The organism is Streptomyces sp. NPDC055815, assembly GCF_053616475.1.
Map to the genome: position 1 here is coordinate 143,703 of NZ_JBSHDU010000002.1, position 19,173 is coordinate 162,875.

At 72.5% G+C, this 19,173-nt stretch carries 22 protein-coding genes and 1 riboswitch; of the genes, 11 read left to right on the plus strand and 11 right to left on the minus strand.

Annotated features, from left to right (window positions below; translation table 11 throughout):
- Positions 1 to 136: 136 nt before the first annotated feature.
- Positions 137 to 784 carry a TetR family transcriptional regulator gene (locus tag ACWGN5_RS02400; RefSeq protein WP_369142896.1) on the plus strand — a complete coding sequence of 216 codons (648 nt, stop codon included), beginning with the start codon at positions 137 to 139 and terminating at the stop codon, positions 782 to 784.
- 8 nt (positions 785 to 792) lie between these two features.
- Here the strand turns inward: ACWGN5_RS02400 and def are convergent, their stop codons facing one another.
- Positions 793 to 1,350, minus strand: a complete 558-nt coding sequence (def, locus tag ACWGN5_RS02405; protein WP_453510741.1) for a peptide deformylase — start codon at positions 1,348 to 1,350, stop codon at positions 793 to 795.
- 126 nt (positions 1,351 to 1,476) lie between these two features.
- Between def and ACWGN5_RS02410 the strand changes: the two genes are divergently transcribed.
- From ACWGN5_RS02410 to ACWGN5_RS02430, 5 genes are all read left to right on the plus strand, one after another.
- A complete protein-coding gene (locus tag ACWGN5_RS02410) occupies positions 1,477 to 2,724 on the plus strand; it encodes a Mur ligase family protein (RefSeq protein WP_369142898.1) in 1,248 nt (415 codons plus the stop codon).
- Positions 2,725 to 2,743: 19 nt separating this feature from the next.
- Positions 2,744 to 3,472, plus strand: coding sequence for a type 1 glutamine amidotransferase (locus ACWGN5_RS02415; RefSeq protein WP_453510742.1), 729 nt, complete (start codon positions 2,744 to 2,746; stop codon positions 3,470 to 3,472).
- A 230-nt stretch (positions 3,473 to 3,702) separates the two neighbouring features.
- Positions 3,703 to 4,728, plus strand: coding sequence for a 6-phosphofructokinase (locus ACWGN5_RS02420; protein WP_369142899.1), 1,026 nt, complete (start codon positions 3,703 to 3,705; stop codon positions 4,726 to 4,728).
- A 102-nt stretch (positions 4,729 to 4,830) separates the two neighbouring features.
- Positions 4,831 to 5,781: a cytochrome c oxidase assembly protein gene (locus ACWGN5_RS02425; protein ID WP_453510743.1), complete on the plus strand. Its 951-nt coding sequence runs from the start codon at positions 4,831 to 4,833 to the stop codon at positions 5,779 to 5,781.
- 164 nt (positions 5,782 to 5,945) lie between these two features.
- Positions 5,946 to 6,146, plus strand: a complete 201-nt coding sequence (locus ACWGN5_RS02430) for a hypothetical protein (RefSeq protein ID WP_453510744.1) — start codon at positions 5,946 to 5,948, stop codon at positions 6,144 to 6,146.
- A gap of 30 nt (positions 6,147 to 6,176) precedes the next feature.
- Here the strand turns inward: ACWGN5_RS02430 and ACWGN5_RS02435 are convergent, their stop codons facing one another.
- Positions 6,177 to 7,205 carry a DUF3048 domain-containing protein gene (locus ACWGN5_RS02435; protein ID WP_453510745.1) on the minus strand — a complete coding sequence of 343 codons (1,029 nt, stop codon included), beginning with the start codon at positions 7,203 to 7,205 and terminating at the stop codon, positions 6,177 to 6,179.
- A 78-nt stretch (positions 7,206 to 7,283) separates the two neighbouring features.
- Between ACWGN5_RS02435 and ACWGN5_RS02440 the strand changes: the two genes are divergently transcribed.
- Both ACWGN5_RS02440 and ACWGN5_RS02445 read left to right on the plus strand, forming a co-directional pair.
- A complete protein-coding gene (locus ACWGN5_RS02440; protein ID WP_453510877.1) occupies positions 7,284 to 7,994 on the plus strand; it encodes a lysophospholipid acyltransferase family protein in 711 nt (236 codons plus the stop codon).
- Between the two features lie 64 nt (positions 7,995 to 8,058).
- Complete coding sequence (locus ACWGN5_RS02445) at positions 8,059 to 9,096, plus strand: NAD-dependent epimerase/dehydratase family protein (protein WP_453510746.1); 1,038 nt, start codon at positions 8,059 to 8,061, stop codon at positions 9,094 to 9,096.
- 52 nt (positions 9,097 to 9,148) lie between these two features.
- Here ACWGN5_RS02445 and ACWGN5_RS02450 read toward each other — a convergent pair whose 3' ends face one another.
- From ACWGN5_RS02450 to ACWGN5_RS02485, 8 genes are all read right to left on the minus strand, one after another.
- Positions 9,149 to 10,726 (minus strand): alpha/beta hydrolase, encoded by a 1,578-nt coding sequence (locus ACWGN5_RS02450; RefSeq protein ID WP_453510747.1) that lies wholly within the window; start codon positions 10,724 to 10,726, stop codon positions 9,149 to 9,151.
- 142 nt (positions 10,727 to 10,868) lie between these two features.
- Positions 10,869 to 11,612, minus strand: a complete 744-nt coding sequence (locus ACWGN5_RS02455) for an urease accessory protein UreD (protein ID WP_453510878.1) — start codon at positions 11,610 to 11,612, stop codon at positions 10,869 to 10,871.
- Positions 11,609 to 12,286 (minus strand): urease accessory protein UreG, encoded by a 678-nt coding sequence (gene ureG, locus ACWGN5_RS02460; RefSeq protein WP_453510748.1) that lies wholly within the window; start codon positions 12,284 to 12,286, stop codon positions 11,609 to 11,611. Before ureG ends, ACWGN5_RS02455 begins: the two co-directional genes overlap by 4 nt.
- Positions 12,287 to 12,310: 24 nt before the next feature.
- Positions 12,311 to 12,973 (minus strand): urease accessory protein UreF, encoded by a 663-nt coding sequence (locus ACWGN5_RS02465; RefSeq protein ID WP_453510749.1) that lies wholly within the window; start codon positions 12,971 to 12,973, stop codon positions 12,311 to 12,313.
- Positions 12,973 to 14,694 carry an urease subunit alpha gene (locus ACWGN5_RS02470; RefSeq protein WP_453510750.1) on the minus strand — a complete coding sequence of 574 codons (1,722 nt, stop codon included), beginning with the start codon at positions 14,692 to 14,694 and terminating at the stop codon, positions 12,973 to 12,975. The genes ACWGN5_RS02465 and ACWGN5_RS02470 overlap by 1 nt, the downstream gene beginning before the upstream one ends.
- Complete coding sequence (locus ACWGN5_RS02475; RefSeq protein WP_453510751.1) at positions 14,687 to 15,028, minus strand: urease subunit beta; 342 nt, start codon at positions 15,026 to 15,028, stop codon at positions 14,687 to 14,689. The genes ACWGN5_RS02470 and ACWGN5_RS02475 overlap by 8 nt, the downstream gene beginning before the upstream one ends.
- A gap of 13 nt (positions 15,029 to 15,041) precedes the next feature.
- The gene (locus ACWGN5_RS02480) at positions 15,042 to 15,344 is read right to left on the minus strand and encodes an urease subunit gamma (protein ID WP_033201785.1); all 303 of its coding nucleotides are present in this window, start codon (positions 15,342 to 15,344) and stop codon (positions 15,042 to 15,044) included.
- 163 nt (positions 15,345 to 15,507) lie between these two features.
- Positions 15,508 to 16,140 carry a TetR/AcrR family transcriptional regulator gene (locus ACWGN5_RS02485; RefSeq protein ID WP_453510752.1) on the minus strand — a complete coding sequence of 211 codons (633 nt, stop codon included), beginning with the start codon at positions 16,138 to 16,140 and terminating at the stop codon, positions 15,508 to 15,510.
- Between the two features lie 105 nt (positions 16,141 to 16,245).
- Between ACWGN5_RS02485 and ACWGN5_RS02490 the strand changes: the two genes are divergently transcribed.
- Positions 16,246 to 17,247, plus strand: coding sequence for an ABC transporter permease (locus ACWGN5_RS02490; protein ID WP_453510753.1), 1,002 nt, complete (start codon positions 16,246 to 16,248; stop codon positions 17,245 to 17,247).
- A gap of 125 nt (positions 17,248 to 17,372) precedes the next feature.
- Here ACWGN5_RS02490 and ACWGN5_RS02495 read toward each other — a convergent pair whose 3' ends face one another.
- Positions 17,373 to 17,651, minus strand: coding sequence for a type II toxin-antitoxin system Phd/YefM family antitoxin (locus ACWGN5_RS02495; RefSeq protein ID WP_453510754.1), 279 nt, complete (start codon positions 17,649 to 17,651; stop codon positions 17,373 to 17,375).
- Positions 17,652 to 17,716: 65 nt separating this feature from the next.
- Here ACWGN5_RS02495 and ACWGN5_RS02500 point away from each other — a divergent pair, with 65 nt between their 5' ends.
- Positions 17,717 to 18,334: an ATP-dependent Clp protease proteolytic subunit gene (locus ACWGN5_RS02500; RefSeq protein WP_453510755.1), complete on the plus strand. Its 618-nt coding sequence runs from the start codon at positions 17,717 to 17,719 to the stop codon at positions 18,332 to 18,334.
- A 7-nt stretch (positions 18,335 to 18,341) separates the two neighbouring features.
- On the plus strand, positions 18,342 to 18,647 hold the full coding sequence (locus ACWGN5_RS02505) for a hypothetical protein (RefSeq protein ID WP_453510756.1): 306 nt from the start codon (positions 18,342 to 18,344) through the stop codon (positions 18,645 to 18,647).
- Between the two features lie 400 nt (positions 18,648 to 19,047).
- Positions 19,048 to 19,170, plus strand: a riboswitch (cyclic di-AMP (ydaO/yuaA leader).
- The last annotated feature ends 3 nt before the right edge of the window (positions 19,171 to 19,173 follow it).

Here is a 19,173-nt window from a genome sequence, read left to right on the forward strand (position 1 = left end):
CGGTAACAGCAGTCTGTTACCGGTGGGTAGAGGCTGTCAACCTGCGGTGGAGCGGTTCGGCCCGACCGACATCGGATCCCGGACGGGTGTTACGTTGCGACAGCCTCACGAATCGCACGGGCGGGGAGACACGCACATGGACATCGCACACCGGGCCACCGACCAGCAGACGCCCGCCGAGCAGCGGCGCCGCGAGCTGCTGGAGGCGGCGGACCGGGTGGTGCTCCGGGACGGCCCCCAGGCGTCCATGAACGCGATCGCGGCCGAGGCCGGGATCACCAAGCCGATCCTCTACCGCCACTTCGGCGACAAGGGCGGGCTCTACCGCGCCCTCGCCACCCGGCACACCGACGCGCTCCTCGCCTCGCTGCGGGCCTCCCTCGACGCCCCCGCCGACCGGCGCCGCCGCGTCGAGGCCACCCTCGACACGTACCTGGCGTCCATCGAGGCGATGCCCCAGGTCTACCGCTTCCTCATGCACCCGGCGGAGGAGCCGCACCAGACGGAGCAGGGCTTCGACGTCGGCCGTCACTCGGCCCCGCTGCTGCGCCGCATGGGCGAGGAGCTCGGCCAGGTCATCGCCGAGCGCGTCGACCTGGGCCCGGCCGCCGAGGCGCAGGCCCGGATCTGGGGCCACGGCATCGTCGGCATGATGCACGCGGCCGGCGACTGGTGGCTCGGCGAACGCCCCTGCTCCCGCGCGGACCTCGTGAAGAGCCTGGCGGACCTGCTGTGGGGCCGGCTCGCGGAGGCCGACGACCGCCCGGGCGGCCCCGGCTTCTAAACGGCCTTCTAGGCGATCCGGTCCGCTCCGCTCCCCCACGGCTGCTTGCGGATCGTGCGCAGCAGGCGTGACTTGCGCCACCCCGTGACATGGTCCGCGTAGACCCCGCCCTCCAGGTGGTCCGTCTCGTGCTGGAGGCAGCGGGCGAAGAAACCCGTGCCCTCGATCCGTATCGGAGTGCCGTCCATCCGGACGCCCTCCACCACCGCGCGGTCGAAGCGGGGCGTCGGCGCCTCCAGGCCCGGCAGGGAGAGGCAGCCCTCGGGGCCCCGGATCTCGTCGCCGTCCGCCTCCACCAGACGCGGGTTCACCACATGGCCCAGGTGGCGGTTCTCCTCGTCGTCGGGGCAGTCGTACACGAAGACCCGCAGGCCCACGCCGACCTGGTTCGCCGCCAGGCCCACGCCGTGCGCCGCGTACATCGTGGCGAACATGTCCTCGACGAGCCGGGCCAGTTCGGGGCCGAAGTCGGTGACGGGCGCGCAGGGGGTGTGCAGCACGGGGTCGCCGAGGAGCGTCATCGCTCGGACGAGGCCGGAACTGCCGGGGATGGGGCGGTTTCGCATGGCCGTAAGGGTACGGTCCACTGTGACCTCCCTGTTTCGTGCGGCCGCTGCACGGTGCCGCTGTTCGGGCTCCTGGCCGGATCTCGATAGGCTGAGCCCGGACCGACGCAAGGAGGAACAAGAACGATGTCAGGACACCCCGGTAATCCAGAGCCGCTGTCGCCGCGCGCCAAGCTGGCCGTGACGGCGGGCAAGGCCGCGGCCGCGGTGTCGCGTGCGGCGGGACGCGGCAGCGGATCGGTGATCGGCGGCCGGGTGGCGCTGAAGCTCGACCCCGACCTGCTGGGCCGGCTCGCGCAGCATCTGGACGTCGTCCTGGTGTCGGCGACGAACGGCAAGACCACGACGACGCGGCTGATCGCGGAGGCGCTGCGCGCCAGCGGTCCGGTCGTCTCGAACGCCCTGGGCGCCAACATGCCCGCGGGCATCACCTCGGCCCTGGCCGGCGGCTCGGAGTCCAAGTTCGGCGTCATCGAGGTCGACGAGAAGTACCTCGCCGGCGTCGCCCGGGACACCACGCCCAAGGTGATCGCGCTGCTCAACCTCTCGCGCGACCAGCTCGACCGCGCGGCCGAGACCCGGATGCTCGCCGAGAAGTGGCGCGAGGGCCTCAACGGCACCAAGGCCGTGGTCGTGGCCAACGCCGACGACCCGCTCATCGTGTGGGCCGCCTCCTCCTCCCCGAACGTGGTGTGGGTCGCCGCCGGCCAGGAGTGGAAGGACGACGCCTGGTCCTGCCCCGCCTGCGGCGGTGTGATGCAGCGCCCGGGCGACGACTGGTTCTGCGGCGAGTGCGGCTTCCGCCGCCCCGCGCCGAGCTGGGCGCTCAGCGGCGACCACGTGCTCGACCCGCACGGTTCGGCCTGGCCGATCCGGCTCCAGCTGCCCGGCCGCGCCAACAAGGCGAACGCCGCGACCTCGGCCGCCGTCGCCGCCGTCTTCGGAGTGCCGCCGCAGGTGGCCCTGGAGCGCATGTACCAGGTGCAGGCCGTCGCCGGACGCTACGACGTGGTCTCCTTCCAGAACCGTGACCTGCGGCTGCTCCTGGCGAAGAACCCGGCCGGCTGGCTCGAAACGTTTTCCCTCATCGACGGGCCGCCCGCCCCGGTGATCCTCTCCGTCAACGCGCGCGGCGCCGACGGTACGGACACCTCCTGGCTGTGGGACGTGGACTACGGCCGGCTCGCCGGCCACCCGATCATGGTGATCGGCGACCGGAAGCTGGACCTCGCGGTCCGCCTGGAGGTCGCGGGCGTGGACTTCCGCGTCTGCGAGACGCTCGACGAGGCCGTCGCGATGGCCCCGCCCGGGCAGATCGAGCTGATCGCCAACTACACCGCCTTCCAGGACGTCCGCCGCCGCGTCGGCAACTGACCCGTAGAGGACTTGCAGCATGAGTGACAGCAGCCTGCGCCTGGTCTGGGTCTACCCGGACCTGCTCAGCACCTACGGCGACCAGGGCAACGTCCTCGTCGTCCAGCGCCGTGCCGAACAGCGCGGCCTCAGCGTCGAGCGCGTCGACGTCCGCAGCGACCAGCCGGTGCCGACCTCGGGCGACATCTACCTGATCGGCGGCGGCGAGGACCGTCCGCAGCGGCTCGCGGCCGAGCGGCTGCGGCGGGACGGCGGCCTGAGCCGGGCCGCCTCCAACGGCGCGATCATCTTCTCGGTCTGCGCCGGGTACCAGATCCTGGGCCACGAGTTCATCAACGACCTCGGCGAGCGCGAGGCCGGCCTCGGGCTCATCGACGTGATCTCGACCCGCGGCGAGGGCGCCCGCTGCGTCGGCGACGTCCTCGCGGACATCGACCCGCGCCTGGGCCTCCCCCAGCTGACCGGTTTCGAGAACCACCAGGGCATCACCCATCTCGGCCCGACGGCCCGGCCGTTCGCCCGGACCGTGTTCGGCAACGGCAACGGGACCGGCGACGGCACCGAGGGCGCGTACAACGACACCGTCTTCGGCACGTACATGCACGGCCCCGTCATGGCGCGGAACCCGCAGATCGCGGACCTGCTCCTGAAGCTGGCCCTCGACGTGAACGCGCTGCCGCCGACCGACGACCGCTGGTACGAGGCGCTGCGCGCGGAGCGCATCGCGTCGGCGACCCAGCCCGCCTGAGGGGCGGCGACCCAGCCCGCCCGAGCGGTGCCGACCCAGCCCGCCCGAGCGGTGCCGACCCAGCCCGCCCGGGTCAATCCGCGCACCCCAGTTGGTCCCTCGTACGAACGTACGTTGTCCACTGTGCGGACATCCGGTTCGGCCCCGTCACCCTGCGACGATAGGGTGGCGGGGATCCAGCCGGACGACGTGGTCCGGGAGTCGGCCCACGTTGCAAAGGTTTTTGGGCTATGCGCATTGGCGTGCTCACCTCCGGCGGAGACTGCCCCGGTCTGAACGCTGTCATCCGTTCCGTCGTGCACCGCGCCGTCGTCGATCACGGCGACGAGGTCATCGGCTTCCACGACGGGTGGAAGGGCCTCCTGGAGTGCGACTACCGCAAGCTCGATCTCGACGCGGTGGGCGGCATCCTGGCCCGGGGCGGCACCATCCTCGGCTCCTCGCGGGTCCAGCCCGCGCACCTGGTCGACGGCGTCGAGCGGGCCAAGGGCCACGTCGCCGACCTCGGCCTCGACGCCATCATCCCGATCGGCGGCGAGGGCACCCTCAAGGCGGCCAACCTGCTCTCCCAGGCGGGCCTCCCGATCGTCGGCGTCCCGAAGACGATCGACAACGACATCGCCTCCACCGACGTCACCTTCGGCTTCGACACCGCCGTCACCGTCGCCACCGAGGCACTCGACCGGCTGAAGACCACCGCCGAGTCGCACCAGCGGGTCCTCGTCGTCGAGGTGATGGGCCGCCACACCGGCTGGATAGCGCTGCACTCCGGCATGGCCGCCGGCGCGCACGCCGTGGTCGTCCCCGAGCGCCCCTTCGACATCGACGAGCTGACCGCCCGGGTCGGCGAGCGCTTCGAGGCCGGCAAGCGGTTCGCGATCGTGGTCGTCGCCGAGGGTGCGAAGCCGCGCGAGGGCTCGATGGACTTCAAGACCGCCGGCACCGACATCTACGGCCACGAGCGCTTCACCGGCATCGCCAACCAGCTCTCCGCCGAGCTGGAGGGGCGCCTCGGCAAGGAGGCCCGCCCGGTCATCCTGGGTCACGTCCAGCGCGGCGGCACCCCGACCGCGTACGACCGCGTCCTCGCCACCCGCTTCGGCTGGCACGCCGTCGAGGCGGCGCACCGCGGCGAGTTCGGCATGCTGACCGCGCTGCGCGGCACCGAGATCACGATGGTCCCGCTGGCGCAGGCCGTCGAGACCCTCAAGACGGTCCCGGCCGACCGCTACGCCGAGGCGGAGTGCGTGCTCTGACGGCTCCCGTCCGTGACATCCGCCCCCGGTCGCAGTCGCGGCCGGGGGCGGTTCTAGTCTGGTGCGGACAACAAGCGCGAATCGGGCTCCAGGAGTGTACGGATGGATCACAGCGGGCACGGCATGACCACGGATCTGCCGCCGTTCACGCTGGGGCGGGGCCTGGAGTTCTCTCCCGACCTCTTCTTCCTGATCGGATGCCTCACGGCGCTCGGTCTGTACGGGTGGGGCGTGGCGCGGCTGCGGCGCCGCGGTGACGCGTGGCCGGTCGGCCGGACGGTGCTCTTCACCGTCGGCGTGCTGAGCGTGGCCCTGATGATGTGCACCAAGCTCAACGACTACGGCATGGTCATGTTCAGCGTGCACATGGTGCAGCACATGGTGATCTCCATGCTGTCGCCGATCCTGCTGCTGCTCGGCGCTCCGGTGACCCTCGCCCTGCGGGCGCTGCCGGTGGCGGGCCGGGGCTCGACGGGGCCGCGCGAGCTGCTCCTGAAGCTGCTGCACAGCCGGTACATGCGGGTGATCACGCACCCGGCGTTCACGATCTCCATGTTCATCGCGAGCCTGTACGGGCTGTACTTCTCGCCGCTCTTCGACTTCCTGATGGGGTCCAAGGCCGGGCACATCGGGATGATGGTGCACTTCCTGATGGTGGGCCTGGTCTTCTTCTGGCCGATCATGGGCGTGGACCCGGGCCCGCACCGGCCGGGGTACGTGATGCGGATGCTGGAGCTGTTCGCGGGCATGCCGTTCCACGCGTTCTTCGGCATCGCGATGATGATGGCGACGCAGCCGATGGTGGAGGCGTACAAGAACCCGCCGGCCTCGCTGGGGATCGACGCCCTCGCCGACCAGAACGCTGCGGGCGGCATCGCCTGGGCGTTCAGCGAGATCCCGTCCGTGCTCGTGCTGATCGCGCTGGTCTACCAGTGGTACCACTCCGAGCAGCGGCAGGCGGTCCGCAAGGACCGGGCCGCCGACCGGAACGGGGACAAGGAGCTGGAGGCGTACAACGCCTACCTGGCCTCGCTGCAGACGCGCGGTCGCTGACGCGCCCCCTGCACACCGCCTCCGGGCCCGGTGCCGCTTGCGGCGCCGGGCCCGTTCGCGTTCCGGCGCACGCCGGAGCGTCCGGGGAGTAGCGCGCGCCCCTCTCGGGGGGTCACGATGGGCTGAAGGGCTTCCGCGGCCCCGGTCGGGAGGAGGGCGGGCTGATGTCCGGTCCCACGAAGACGATGACGGTGCTCACGTGCGCCGCGCTGCTGCTGACGACGGCCTACACGGTGGCGCTCGGCAGCAGCGGCTGGCTCTGGTTCGGTCTGGTGGTCCTGATCGTGGCGACGATCGGGATGGCGGCGGCGGACAGCTCCGTACCACCTTCTCCGCCTTCCCGCCCGCCGGGCAGCACGTCCTGACCGGCGGCACCCGCCGGGGCCTGTGCGCCGCTACGCGCGCGGGGCGAGGACGATCCAGGTCTGGCCCGGGGCGAAGGGCAGGGGCTTTCCGGCCGGGGTGGTGAAGGTGGTGCCGGACGCGGCAGAGGGGCGGGACCAGCGGGCCTCGTGGGCGCGTCCGTCGCGCAGGACGAGGGCCGTGCCGCTGCCGACGGTCTCGCTGTACGGGGAGACCGAGCCGAAGCGGTCGTGGAAGCGGGAGGGCCGGATCGTGACGCGCTGGACGACGACCGTCTCCGGGGTGAGCGGGCCGGTGTCGGTGGCACGGGCCTCGCGGCCGTCCATGGCCACCCGCCAGGCGTGGTCGGCGGCGGACCAGGTGAAGGCGTAGCGGGCCGCCGGGTAGCGGACGGTCGAGGTCTTCACCGGGGTGCCGCCGGGCGGAGCGGACCCGAACCGGAAGCCGATGTCCCGGGGGTTGTCGGCCTTCGGGGCGGCGGCGAGCGCGCGGCCGGGACGCAGGTAGAGGTTGTGCGGGACGGGGCGGTCCGCCGAGCGCCGGAAGGCCTGGGGGGTGGTGGCCTCCGTGACGAGGTGGAGGGGCGCGGCCCGCAGCAGCGGTTCGAGGGCGGACTGGGCGCCGGAGTAGGCGAGGACCGGGTGGCCGAAGTCGCCGAGCAGGGCGATGTCCGATTCGCGGGCGCTGCGGACGGGGCCGGTGAGGGCGGGGAGGTGGGTGGAGTAGACGGCCATGAGCCGGGTCACGCCGCCCTCGACCTGTTCGACGTAGACGAGGTCGGCCGCGCCGAGTCCCGTGTGGGGGCGGGCCGCCGGCACGTTGTCGAGCTTCACGGCCAGGACGGGGGCGGGCCGGGCGGGGAGTCCGGTGAAGGGCGAGAGGCCTGTGGGCGTGGTGACGGGCGGTGTTGTGGCCGGTGGGGTGGCGGGCGCGGTCGTCGGCGTCGGGCTGGGCTCCGACGGGCCCGAGCCGGAGCAGCCGTACAGCCCGGCCGCCGTCAGCGCGCACAGCAGCGCGGTGAGGACGCGGCCGGGGCGCCTGACCCCGCGCTCGCCTGTCATGTGACGCTCCCCCACCAGTGGACCACGGGCGCCCGCGGGGATACAACGGGCGTGACGGACGACGAACGGGGGTCGCGCGTGTTCTATCAGCTGATGAAGTACGTCCTGCTCGGACCGCTCCTCAGGCTGCTCTTCCGGCCGCGGATCGAGGGGCTCGAACACATCCCGGAGGAGGGGGCCGCGATCGTCGCGGGCAATCACCTCTCCTTCTCCGACCATTTCCTGATGCCGGTCGTGCTCGACCGGCGGATCACCTTCCTCGCCAAGCAGGAGTACTTCACGGGGCCGGGGCTCAAGGGCCGGCTGACGGCCGCCTTCTTCCGGGCCGCCGGGCAGATCCCGGTGGACCGCTCGGGGAAGGAGGCCGGGAAGGCGGCGATCCGGGAGGGTCTCGGCGTCCTCGACCGGGGGGAGCTGCTCGGGATCTATCCGGAGGGGACGCGTTCGCACGACGGCCGGCTCTACAAGGGCAAGGTGGGGGTGGCGGTGATGGCACTGACGGCCGGGGTGCCGGTGGTGCCGTGCGCGATGGTGGGGACCTTCGAGATCCAGCCGCCGGGGAAGGTCGTGCCGAGGATCCGCCGGGTGACCATCCGGTTCGGGGACCCGCTGGACTTCTCCCGGTTCGCCGGGTCGGCGGGTGAGAAGGCCGTGGTCCGCGCGGTGACGGACGAGATCATGTACGAGATCCTGCGCCTGTCGGGACAGGAGTACGTGGACGAGTACGCGGCGGTGGTGAAGGCCGCGGCGGAGGCACCCTCGGAGAAGTTCCCGGACGGGGAACGCTGAGGGCGGATCCGCGCACGGCGCAATCCCCTGGGCCGGCGCCCCGGGCACCCGTAGCGTCCCCGGCATGACCAAGGGAAACGCGTTCGTGCTGGGTGCGACGGGACAGGTGGGGCGGGCGGCCGTGCGGGCGCTCGCCGCGGACGGCTGGGAGGTGACGGCCGCCTCTCGGGGCGGCGCCAGGGACGAGGGGTGGCCGGAGGAGGTCCGGTCGGTCCGGCTCGACCGGGACGAGGAGGGCGCGCTGGCGGCGGCGCTCGGCGAGGGCACCGACGTCCTGGTGGACGTCGTGGCGTACGACGCCGGGCACGCCGCCCAGTTGACCGGGCTCGCGGACCGGATCGGCTCGGCGGTGGTGATCTCCAGCGGTGCGGTGTACGAGGACGAGCAGGGGCGCAGCTTCGACACCCAGGACCGGCCGGACGGCTTCCCGCGCTATCCGGTGCCGATCCCGGAGTCCCTGGCGACGGTGGCCCCGGGCGAGGGCACGTACAGCACCCGGAAGGTCGCCCTGGAGCAGGCGCTGACGGCGGCCGGGGAGCTGCTGCCGACGACGCTGCTGCGCGCGGGCTCGATCCACGGCCCGCACTGCCGGTCGCCGCGCGAGCTGTTCTTCGTGAAGCGGGCCCTCGACCGGCGGCCGGTGCGGGTGCTCGCGTACAACGGCCTGTCGCAGTTCCATCCGGCGAACGTGGACAATCTGGCCGAGCTGATCCGGCTCGCGGCGGGGCGGCCGGGCACGCGGGTCCTCAACGCCGGTGATCCGGAGGTGCCGACGACCGCGGAGATCTCCGCGGCGGTGGACGCGGTCGTGGGCGTGGAGAGCGAGCTCGTGCTCGTGGACGGGCCGCCGCCGGTGGGCATCGTGGGTGAGACGCCGTGGGGTCTGGACGCGCCGATCGTGTACGACATGAGCGCGGCGGAACGGGAGCTGGGCTACCGGCCGGTGGTGGGGTACGCCGAGTCGCTGCCGGCGACGGTGGAGTACCTGACGGAGCGGCTCGCCGGCCGGGAGTGGCTGGAGGCGTTCCCGAACCTCGCCAAGTACGGGCAGGACTGGTTCGACTACGCGGCCGAGGACGTCTGGCTGGCGTCCCGGGCATGACGAGAGGGGCGGCCGTCGGACGGCCGCCCCTCCCTTCACACCGCGATGAGCGTTACGGCTTGGGCGTGGCGTGCGGCGCGCACGTCACGTCCTGGCTGTCCACCTTGCCGGTGAGCAGGTACGTCTCGACCCGGGTGTTGATGCAGGGGTTCACCAGGCCGGTGACGCCGTGCGAGCCGGCGTTCTGCTCGGTGATGAGACGCGAGCCCTTGAAGCGCTTGTGCAGCTCGACCGCACCGACGTACGGCGTCGCCGCGTCACGCTCGGACTGGACGATGAGCACCGGCGGCAGGCCCTTGCCGGTCTTGACCTGGGTCGGCTTCTGGCGCGGCGCGGACCAGGTGGCGCACGGCAGGTTCATCCAGGCGTTGGCCCAGGTCATGAACGGGTACTTCTCGTGGAGCGCGGAGTTGTCCCGGTCCCACTTGTTCCAGTTCGTCGGCCAGGGCGCGTCGGCGCACTCGACGGCGGTGTAGACGGCGTTGCCGTTCTCCGACGCGGTGTTGCCGGCGGTGTCGGTGAGGTCTGCGGCGGCACCGTCGATGAGCGGCTGCGGGTCACCCGCGGCGTACGCGCTCCAGGCCTCCGCGACCGGGGCCCACGAGGAGTCGTAGTACGGGGCGCTCTGGAAGAAGCCGATGAGCTCGGCCGGACCGACCTTGCCGCCCAGGGGCTCCTTCTTGGCGGCGGCGCGCAGGGTCACCCACTGCTGCTGGACCTCCGCCAGGGTGTCGCCGAGGTGGTACGTGGCGTCGTTCTGGGCGACCCAGTTCATCCAGTCCTCGAGGCGACCCTCGAAGGCGATGTCCTGCTCCAGGTTGGCCTGGTACCAGATGTTGCTCTTCGCCGGGTTGACCACGCTGTCCACGATCATGCGGCGCACGTGGTTCGGGTACAGCGTGCCGTAGACCGCGCCCAGGTAGGTGCCGTACGAGACGCCGATGAAGTTGAGCTTCTTCTCGCCGAGCGCGGCCCGGATGACGTCGAGGTCACGGGCGGTGTTGCGCGTCGTCATGTACGGCAGCATGTCGCCGCTCTTCTCGGCGCAGCCCTTGGCGTACTCGGCGGCCAGCTTGCGCTGGGCGAGCTTGTCCGCCTCGGTGTCCGGGACCGGGTCGAGCTTCGGGCCCTTGACGAACTCGGTCGGGTCGACGCAGGAGATGGGCGCCGAGTGGCCGACACCGCGCGGGTCGAAGCCCACGAAGTCGTACGCCTTCGCGGTGTTCACCCAGAGCGGGTTGTTGGTGGTGACCCGGCGCGGGAAGCGCAGGCCGGAGCCGCCGGGGCCGCCCGGGTTGTAGAGCAGCGCGCCCTGGCGCTCGGCGGGCGTGCCGGTGGACTTGACGCGGTCCACGGCGATCTTGATCTTCTTGCCGTTCGGCTTGGCGTAGTCGACCGGGACGGTGACCCAGCCGCACTGGATGGGCTTGGCGAAGCCCCAGTCGGCCGGGCAGTCCTGCCAGTCGATGCCGGCCTTCGCGGCCTGGGCGGCGGCGACGGACGCGCCCCACGCCTCTTCGTCACGGTCCTGGCCGGTGACCGCACCGGCCGTCGGCGCCGCGAGCGCGGTCGCCATGAGCGTGCCCGCTATCAGAGTGCCGGCCGAGCCGAGCACTGCTGTGCGTCTCAATGGTCCTCCCCCAGAAGGAGTCTGTGTGTCCGGGGGATCCTTTCGTCCCTGGGGCTCGCGATGAAAGAGCGAACGCCTGTTTCTTTGCCGAACCAATAACCGGTGACAGGTGTACCGCTGAGCGGTGAACGTGCGGAGACGGTCAGAACGGGACGATTCCGGCAAGTACTTCGTCGAGGAGCCTGCGCAGCGCGAGCGCGTCCGGGGCGACGGCGGTGGCAAGCGCGGCGGGCCCGGCGAGCGGGCTGACCACGGCGCCCTCCCCGTACCGGCGCGCCTCCACCGGCTTCTCGGCGAACGCCGGATCGACGACGAGCAGTTGCCCGGTGGCCCGGTGGCCGCCGAGGACCGCGCCGCCGTCCCAGCCGCCGGGCGCACCGGGCCCGAAGGCCAGCTCCTGGTCGAGAAGGGGCCGGCCGGCGCGGCGCACGGTGAGGCGGGTGCTGAGGGTGCCGGGCTCCTCTCCGTGGCGGCCGAGGACCTGTTCCTCGCGGAGGACGAGCCGGGCGGTGGGCGCGAGGTCGACGGTGGTGCGCATCCGCAGGTGGGAGCCGGCGGCGGAGACGAGCTGTTCGGGCAGCCAGCGGAGCACCGCGTCCTCGCCGACGGTGATCCTGACGTCGTACGCGGCGGGCTCGGCGCTCCGGCCGGGCAGGGCGAGGGTGGCGGCGGCGGAGTCGACCAGGAGCCGGGCCCCGTCCCGTACCTCGGTCTCGATCGCGAGCCGGTCGCCGCCCAGCGGTGCGCTCATCGCCCCGACGACGGTGACCCGGGTGTACGGTCCGGCGGCCCGGGTGCGGCGCAGGGCGAGGGGGCCGTCGCTCACCAGGAGCGGCAGTCCGCCGTCGGCGTCGGCGGCGATCCGGGCGGTGGCGCGCAGGCTCACGCGGTCCACGCCGCGAGCTGTGCCCGGACCCAGTCGGCGACGGGGGCGACGCCGTTCTCGCCGCGCAGCGAGGTGAAGGCGACGGGCAGTTCGCCGCGCTGCTCCTCGGCGTCGCGGGCCATCCGGTCCAGGTCGGAGCCGACGTGCGGGGCGAGGTCGGTCTTGTTGATCACGAGGAGGTCGGCGGTGGTGACGCCGGGGCCGCCCTTGCGGGGGATGTCGTCGCCGCCGGCCACGTCGATGACGAAGATCTGGGCGTCGACGAGCCCCTTGGAGAAGGTGGCGGTGAGGTTGTCGCCGCCGGACTCGACGAGGATGAGGTCGAGCGGGCCCACCGTGTCCTCCAGCTCCTCGACGGCTTCGAGGTTGGCGGAGATGTCGTCGCGGATGGCGGTGTGCGGGCAGGCGCCGGTCTCCACGGCCTGGATGCGCTCGGGCGGCAGGACGGCGTTGCGGAGCAGGAACTCGGCGTCCTCGCGGGTGTAGATGTCGTTGGTCACGACGGCGAGGGAGAGGGTGTCGCGCAGCTCCCGGCAGAGGGCGGCGACGGTGGCGGTCTTGCCGGAGCCGACCGGTCCGCCGAGGCCGATGCGCAGGGCGCGGCGGGTGCCGTCCGGGCGGTGGGCGTCGGCGGAGACGGCGCCGTGGTGGGTGTGGGCGTGGTCGAGGTGCATGGGGGCTCCTGGGGGGTCTGCGTGCTACGACGCGAAGAGGCGGACGGGCCAGGCCGCGTGCTGTTCGGCGGTGAGGTCGAGCAGCGGGGCGGAGGCGGCGGGCAGGGCGTCGACGCCCTGCCGGGCGGCCGCGGCGGCGCGTTCGGCGATCTGGTCCATCTCCGGTGCGAGACGGGCGAGGACGGCGGTGGCCTGGTAGGGGTCGAGGCTGAGGAGGCGGACGGCGGCGGTCGCCGGGCCGCCGACCGTCTCGTACGCGACGCAGTGGGCCGCGTCCTCGGGGCCGAGTCCGGCGGCCCGTGCGGCGGTGCCGAGGACGACGGACTGGTGGGCACCGCGCGGGAACGCGGCGGCGAGCGCGTCGAGTTCGGGGCTCGGCCAGGTGGCGCGCGCGGCCCGCATCAGCTGCCGCCCGAGCTTGCGGGCGGCGGCGCGCAGGGCCTGCGAGGGCGTGCGGGCGTCGGCCGCCGCGTCGAGCTCGTACGGGTCGAGTCCGTGCGCGGCCCCGGCGGCGAGGGCCGCCGAGGTGAGGCCCGTGGTGTGCAGGCGGCCCCGGCAGAAGGCCTCCAGGCCGGCGGCGTCCTTGATGCGGCCGGCCCTGACGGCGGCCTCGGCGCCGCCGGAGTGGGCGTGCCCGCCGGCGGGGAAGCGCCCGTCGGCGAGCACGAGGAGGGCGGAGCGCGACATCAGAAGAGGAAGTAACGCTGGGCCATGGGCAGTTCGGCCGCCGGTGCCGGTTCGACCGTCTCGCCGTCGATGGAGACCGAGAAGGTGTCCGCGTCGACCTCGACCCGGGGCAGGGCGTCGTTCTCGCGCATGTCGGCCTTGCCGACCCGCCGGGTGGAGCCGATGGCGGTGAACTCCTTGTGCAGCCCGAGCTTCCGTGGCAGGTCGTCCTCGATGGCCGCCTGCGCGACGAAGTTGACCGAGCCGGCGGCCGCGGCCCGGCCGAGCGCGCCGAACATCGGGCGGGGCAGGACGGGCTGGGGCGTGGGGATGGAGGCGTTGGCATCGCCCATCTGCGCGTACGCGATCTGGCCGCCCTTGACGACGACGAGCGGCTTCACGCCGAAGAAGGCGGGCTCCCAGAGGACCAGGTCGGCGAGCTTGCCGGGCTCGACCGAGCCGATGAGGTGGTCCATGCCCTGGGCGACGGCCGGGTTGATCGTGTACTTGGCCACGTAGCGGCGGGCGCGGTGGTTGTCGGCGCGGCCGTCGCCGGGCAGGGCGCCGCGGCGCTTCTTCATGACGTGGGCGGTCTGCCAGGTCCGCATGATCACCTCGCCGATCCGGCCCATGGCCTGGGAGTCGGAGGAGATGATCGAGATGGCGCCCAGGTCGTGGAGGACGTCCTCGGCGGCGATGGTGGAGGGCCGGATGCGGGACTCCGCGAAGGCGAGGTCCTCGGGGACGGCCGGGTTGAGGTGGTGGCAGACCATCAGCATGTCGAGGTGTTCCTCGATGGTGTTGACGGTGTGCGGCCGGGTCGGGTTGGTCGAGCTGGGCAGCACGTACGGCTCGGAGACGACCGTGATGATGTCGGGGGCGTGCCCGCCGCCGGCGCCTTCCGTGTGGTACGCGTGGATCGTGCGTCCGGCGATGGCGGCGAGGGTGTCGCCGACGAAGCCCGCCTCGTTCAGGGTGTCGGTGTGGATGGCGAGCTGGGCGCCGGTCTCCTCGCACACGCTCAGACAGGCGTCGATGACGGCGGGGGTGGCGCCCCAGTCCTCGTGGATCTTGAAGCCGAGGGCGCCGCCGCGCAGCTGGGAGTGCATCGCCTCGCGGGACATCGTGTTGCCCTTGCCGAGCAGGCCGATGTTGAGGGGGAAGGTGTCCAGGGCCTCGAACATCCGGGCCATGTGCCAGGGGCCGGGGGTGATCGTGGTCGCCTTGGTGCCCTCGGCGGGGCCGGTGCCGCCGCCGACCAGGGTGGTGACGCCGGTGGCGAGGGCCTGCTCGACGACGGTGGGCGAGATGAAGTGGACGTGGGTGTCGACGGCGCCGGCGGTGACGATCCGGCCGTTGCCGACGATGATCTCGGTCTCGGGGCCGATGACGAGGCCGGGGTGGACGCCGTCCATGGTGTCGGGGTTGCCGGCCTTGCCGAGGGCCGTGATGCGGCCGTCCCGGATGCCGATGTCCGCCTTCACGACACCCCAGTGGTCGATGACCACGGCACCGGTGATGACGGTGTCGGGGGCGCCCTCGGCGCGGGTGGTGCGGGCCTGACCCATGGACTCGCGGACGACCTTGCCGCCGCCGAAGACGGCCTCCTCGCCGGCGCGGCCGGGGCCGCCGCAGCGGTCCTCCTCGATCTCGACGAGGAGGTCGGTGTCGGCGAGGCGGATGCGGTCGCCGGTGGTGGGGCCGAACAGGTCGGCGTAGACGGCGCGGTGGAGATCAGGCACGGTCGCCGTCCTTGTCGGGTGCGGAGAGGTCGAGGGGGCCGGCGGTCTCGCCGCGCAGGCCGGGCACGATCCGGCGGCCGGCCACGGGGACGAGTTCGACCTCGACGGGGATGCCGGGCTCGAAGCGGACGGCGGTCCCGGCGGCGATGTGCAGCCGCTGCCCGTGGGCGGCGGCGCGGTCGAACTCCAGGCCGGGGTTGACCTCGGCGAAGTGGTAGTGGGAGCCGACCTGGACGGGCCGGTCGGCCGCGTTGAGGACGGTGAGGCGGGTGACGGGGCGCCCTTCGTTGAGGGCGACGGGGCCGTCCGCGTACAGGATCTCTCCGGGGATCATCGGCGGCCGCCCGTCAGACGATGGGGTCGTGGACGGTGACGAGCTTGGTGCCGTCCGGGAAGGTGGCCTCGACCTGGACGTCGTGGATCATCTCCGGGATGCCGTCCATGACCTCGTCGCGGGTGAGCACCTTGCGCCCGGAGGCCATCAGCTCGGCGACGGTACGGCCGTCCCGGGCGCCTTCCAGGATGTGGGACGTGAGGAGCGCGACGGCCTCGGGGTGGTTGAGTCGCACACCCCGGGCCCGGCGCTTCTCGGCCACGTCGGCCGCCACATGAATGAGCAGGCGCTCCTGCTCGTGCGGGCTCAGTTGCACTCTTCCACCTCACAGTCGTCGACCGGGACGGCACCCGGACAGCTGCGGACCCTACCGACCGTCAACACTCTGTTGAACTGCAGAGATGCGCTGCACGGCCAGACATTGCACGTTAGGGCGGAAGTTTTTCCGGCTCGTTAACTACGGCTTTGCGTTCGCATGATCATCCGATCGAGTGAGCGTCCCCGGGCACGGACATCGACATCAGGCCGCGCAGTCCGTCCTCCAGGACCTCGACGGAAACGTCGCCGAAGAGCGCCTGCTGGGCGATGAAACCCTGGGCGGTGGCGATGAGGGTGCGTGCCACATGGTCGGCGGGGACGTCGGCATGGAGGAGGCCGTTCTCCCGGTAGGCGGTCACGAGCCTCGTCCACGCGAGGCGCATCCCGTCGTAGCCCTGGGCGAGGGTCGCGGCCAGCTGCTCGTTGCGCAGCGTCTCCGTCCAGACCTGGATGATCAGACGCGCGAAGGCCTGCCGGTCGGCGCCCTCGATCCGCTCCTCCAGGAAGAGCCGGAGGACCGCGCCGAGGAGGACGTCGGGGGTGGGCGGCGGGGTGGCGCGGGACGCCTCCTCGAAGGCGCCCCGGATGCCGGCGAAGGCCTCGGTCGCGATGGCCGCGATCAGCTCCTCCTTGCCGCGGAAGTAGCGGTAGACCGCGCCCGCGGACAGGCCCACCTCGGCGAGCACGTCCTGCATGGACGTGGCGTGGAAGCCGTTGCGGGCGAAGCAGCGCGCGGCGCCGTCGAGGATCTGGCGGCGGCGGGCGTCGAGGTGTTCCTGGGAGACACGTGCCATGGTCAGAACCTAAAACGAATGTTCATTCTTGACAACTTCCCCGGGGCGGCGCACGCTGGGGCCGACGTAAAACGAACGATCCTTCTCTTTGAATCGAGGCCGCCCATGTCCGCCGCCACCGCCCCCTCGGCCGCCGCGGGGCGCAGAACCCTCGCGGTGCTCCTCCTCATACCGGTCGTCGCCGCCCTGGCCCTCGCGGTCTTCGCCTGGCCCGCCGCCCGCATCGCCCCGCGCGACCTGCCGATCGGCGTGGCCGGGCCCGCCGCAGCGGCCGACGCGGTCGAGAAGCAGCTCGGGCGGCACGAGGGGGCCTTCGAGATCCACCGTTACGCGGACGGCGGCGCCGCCCGGGCCGCGATCGAGGACCGTGATGTATACGGAGCCGTGGTCATCACCCCGGGCGGTACGGAACTCCTGACGGCCTCGGCGGGCAGCCCGGTCGTGGCCGGACTGCTGCGCGAGGCCGTGGCCGCCCAGGCCCCGGCGGGGACACCGGTCACGGTCACGGACGTGGTCGCCGCACCGGTCGGCGACCCCCGGGGCGCCGTGCTCGGCGCGAGCCTGCTGCCCCTCGCCCTCGTCGGGGCGGCCACCGGGGTGCTCACCGTGCTGCTCGGTCTGCGCGGGGCCAGGGCGGTCGCGACCCTGGTGGGCGCCTCGGCGCTCGGGGGACTCGTGGGCGCGGCGCTCGCCGACAGCTGGCTCGGCGCGCTGACCGGCGACTGGTGGGCCGAGGCCGGGGTCCTCGGTCTGACCGTCCTGGCGATCGGCTCGGCCTTCGCGGGGCTCGCGACGCTGCTCGGCAAGCCGGGCTTCGGACTCGGGGCCGCCCTGACGATCCTGCTCGGCAACGCGTTCTCGGGGATGTCGAGCGCGCCGGAGCTGCTGCCCACCGGGGTGGGGGCGCTCGGCCAGTGGCTGCCGCCGGGCGCCGGGGGCTCGGCCCTGCGGTCCGTCTCCGCCTTCGACGGCGCGGCGGCGGGCGGTCCGCTCCTCGTCCTCTCCCTCTGGGCGGTGGCGGGCCTGGCCGCGACCGCGTTCGGCGGGCGGCGGCGCCCGGTGGCGGCGGCCCCTTCGACGGAGCCCGCACCGGTGCCGGTTGGCTGAGGCCCGCGCCCCAAGACGGCCGCGTACCCCCGCTGTAGCGGACGGGGGTACGCGGCTTTTCGCGCTGTCCACCGGAAGAGGCGGGTCAGGAGGTGCCGGGCAGGGGGTGCGGTCAGGAGGTGCGGTCAGGAGGTGCCGGGCTCCTGGTGGTGGGCGGCGATGCCGAAGCGGCGCTGTTCGCCCGGAGCGGAGTCGACCGGGTGGAGGCGGGAGAGCGAGCTGACCACCTGCTCGTCGGCCGGCTTCTCCGCCGCTTCGAGTTCTTCCAGGTCAGCGGCGGACACCAGGGCGACGAGCGGCTTCCCGTGGCGGGTGACCACGACGCGCTCACCGCCGTACACGACGCGGTTGATGAGGTCGGCGAGCTCAGCCCGCGCTTGCGTCACCGGGATCTCGTAGGTCATGCTCCACATCTTACGGTCTGTACGTCCTGTACATTTTTTACAGACGCAACTGGAGGTGCTCAGCCATGGACGCCCGCTACGTTCTGCCCGAGTTCACGGAGCGGACCAGCTTCGGAACCCGCACCCTCGACCCGTACTCGAAGCTCCTCGAAGGCCGGATCGTCTTCCTCGGCACACCCATCGACGAGACCGCGGCCAACGACGTCATCGCCCAGCTCCTGCACCTCGACCACGCCTCCCCCGGCCAGGACATCGCGCTCTACATCAACTCCCCCGGCGGCTCCATCACCGCCATGACCGCGATCCACGACACGATGCGGACGCTCTTCTCCGACGTGGCGACCACCTGCCTGGGCCAGGCCGCGTCCACCGCCGCCGTCCTGCTCGCCGCCGGCACCCCCGGCAAGCGGCACGCCCTCCCCGGCGCCCGGATCACCCTCCGGCAGCCGGCCATGGAGGAGCCCCTCCAGGGACAGCCGAGCGACCTCGACATCCACGCGCGCGAACTGCTCAGGCTGCGCGCCCTGGTGGCCGGGATGCTCACCGAGTACACCGGGCAGGACCGCGAGCGGATCGACGCGGACATCGACCGCCTCACCGTCCTGGACGCGCCGGCGGCCCTCGCGTACGGACTGGTGGACCACGTGCTCACGAGCCGGCGCGACGCCGGCGCGGCGTGGTGAGCCGGCCGTGGTGCCCGAGCTGCCACCCCTGCCCGCGCTGACCCGCGCCGAGGGCGAGTTGATCGACGCCTACCTCGAAGTCGTCGACCTCCTTGGGAAGATCAACCCATCCAGGGGCACGCATACCTATGGGGCACTGCGCGCGGCTCAGGCCCTGGTGGGACGCGCGGTGGCGCTGCGCGAGGCCCTGACGCTCATGCATATGCGGGGCGAGAGCGAGGTCCACGCGGACACTCTGGCGCGCGCCCTGCGGGTGTTGGACGGCGAGCGCCGCGCCCACCGCGTCACCGTCCCCCGCACACGCGCGAGTTGACATTCCGGCATGTCGTGTCGAGGTCCGGTCGGCCGACACGGATCGCAGAATCGCTCCCCCGTTCGGCGTAGTCGACGAGTCGACATATGCGGCGGGTGAGTTGCGCAACAGGTGTACGCATCTGGCGGAATGGGACGTTCCACCCCTGGTGCGAGGCTCGTCAGCCAAACCTCCGACGATCACGAAAGCAGCCTGTCCACCCGAATGGATCAGTCGTGAGGAGCCTCACATATCGCCGTTTCAGCTCGGATTTCACCCTGGGTGTGGGTCAAGATCCCTGTCGACGACAAGCCCCCGCCATCCGAGGCGGGGCGGTCCGGGCGGACGCCGAGTCCTGCCGCTGTCCCGGACGTCTGGTCGACAGGAGTGGATCGGCAGGAGTGGAGGACCCGAGCAGTACGGGACGTACGCGCTGTTTCTCGCAGCGGGGCCGTCCCTTGGGGTGAAGCCGCAGCCGCGGCCGGGCGTCTTCGCCAGTCCGAACCCGACAGGTCATCCTTCGCAGGCGGCTGACGAAGGGTTGCGC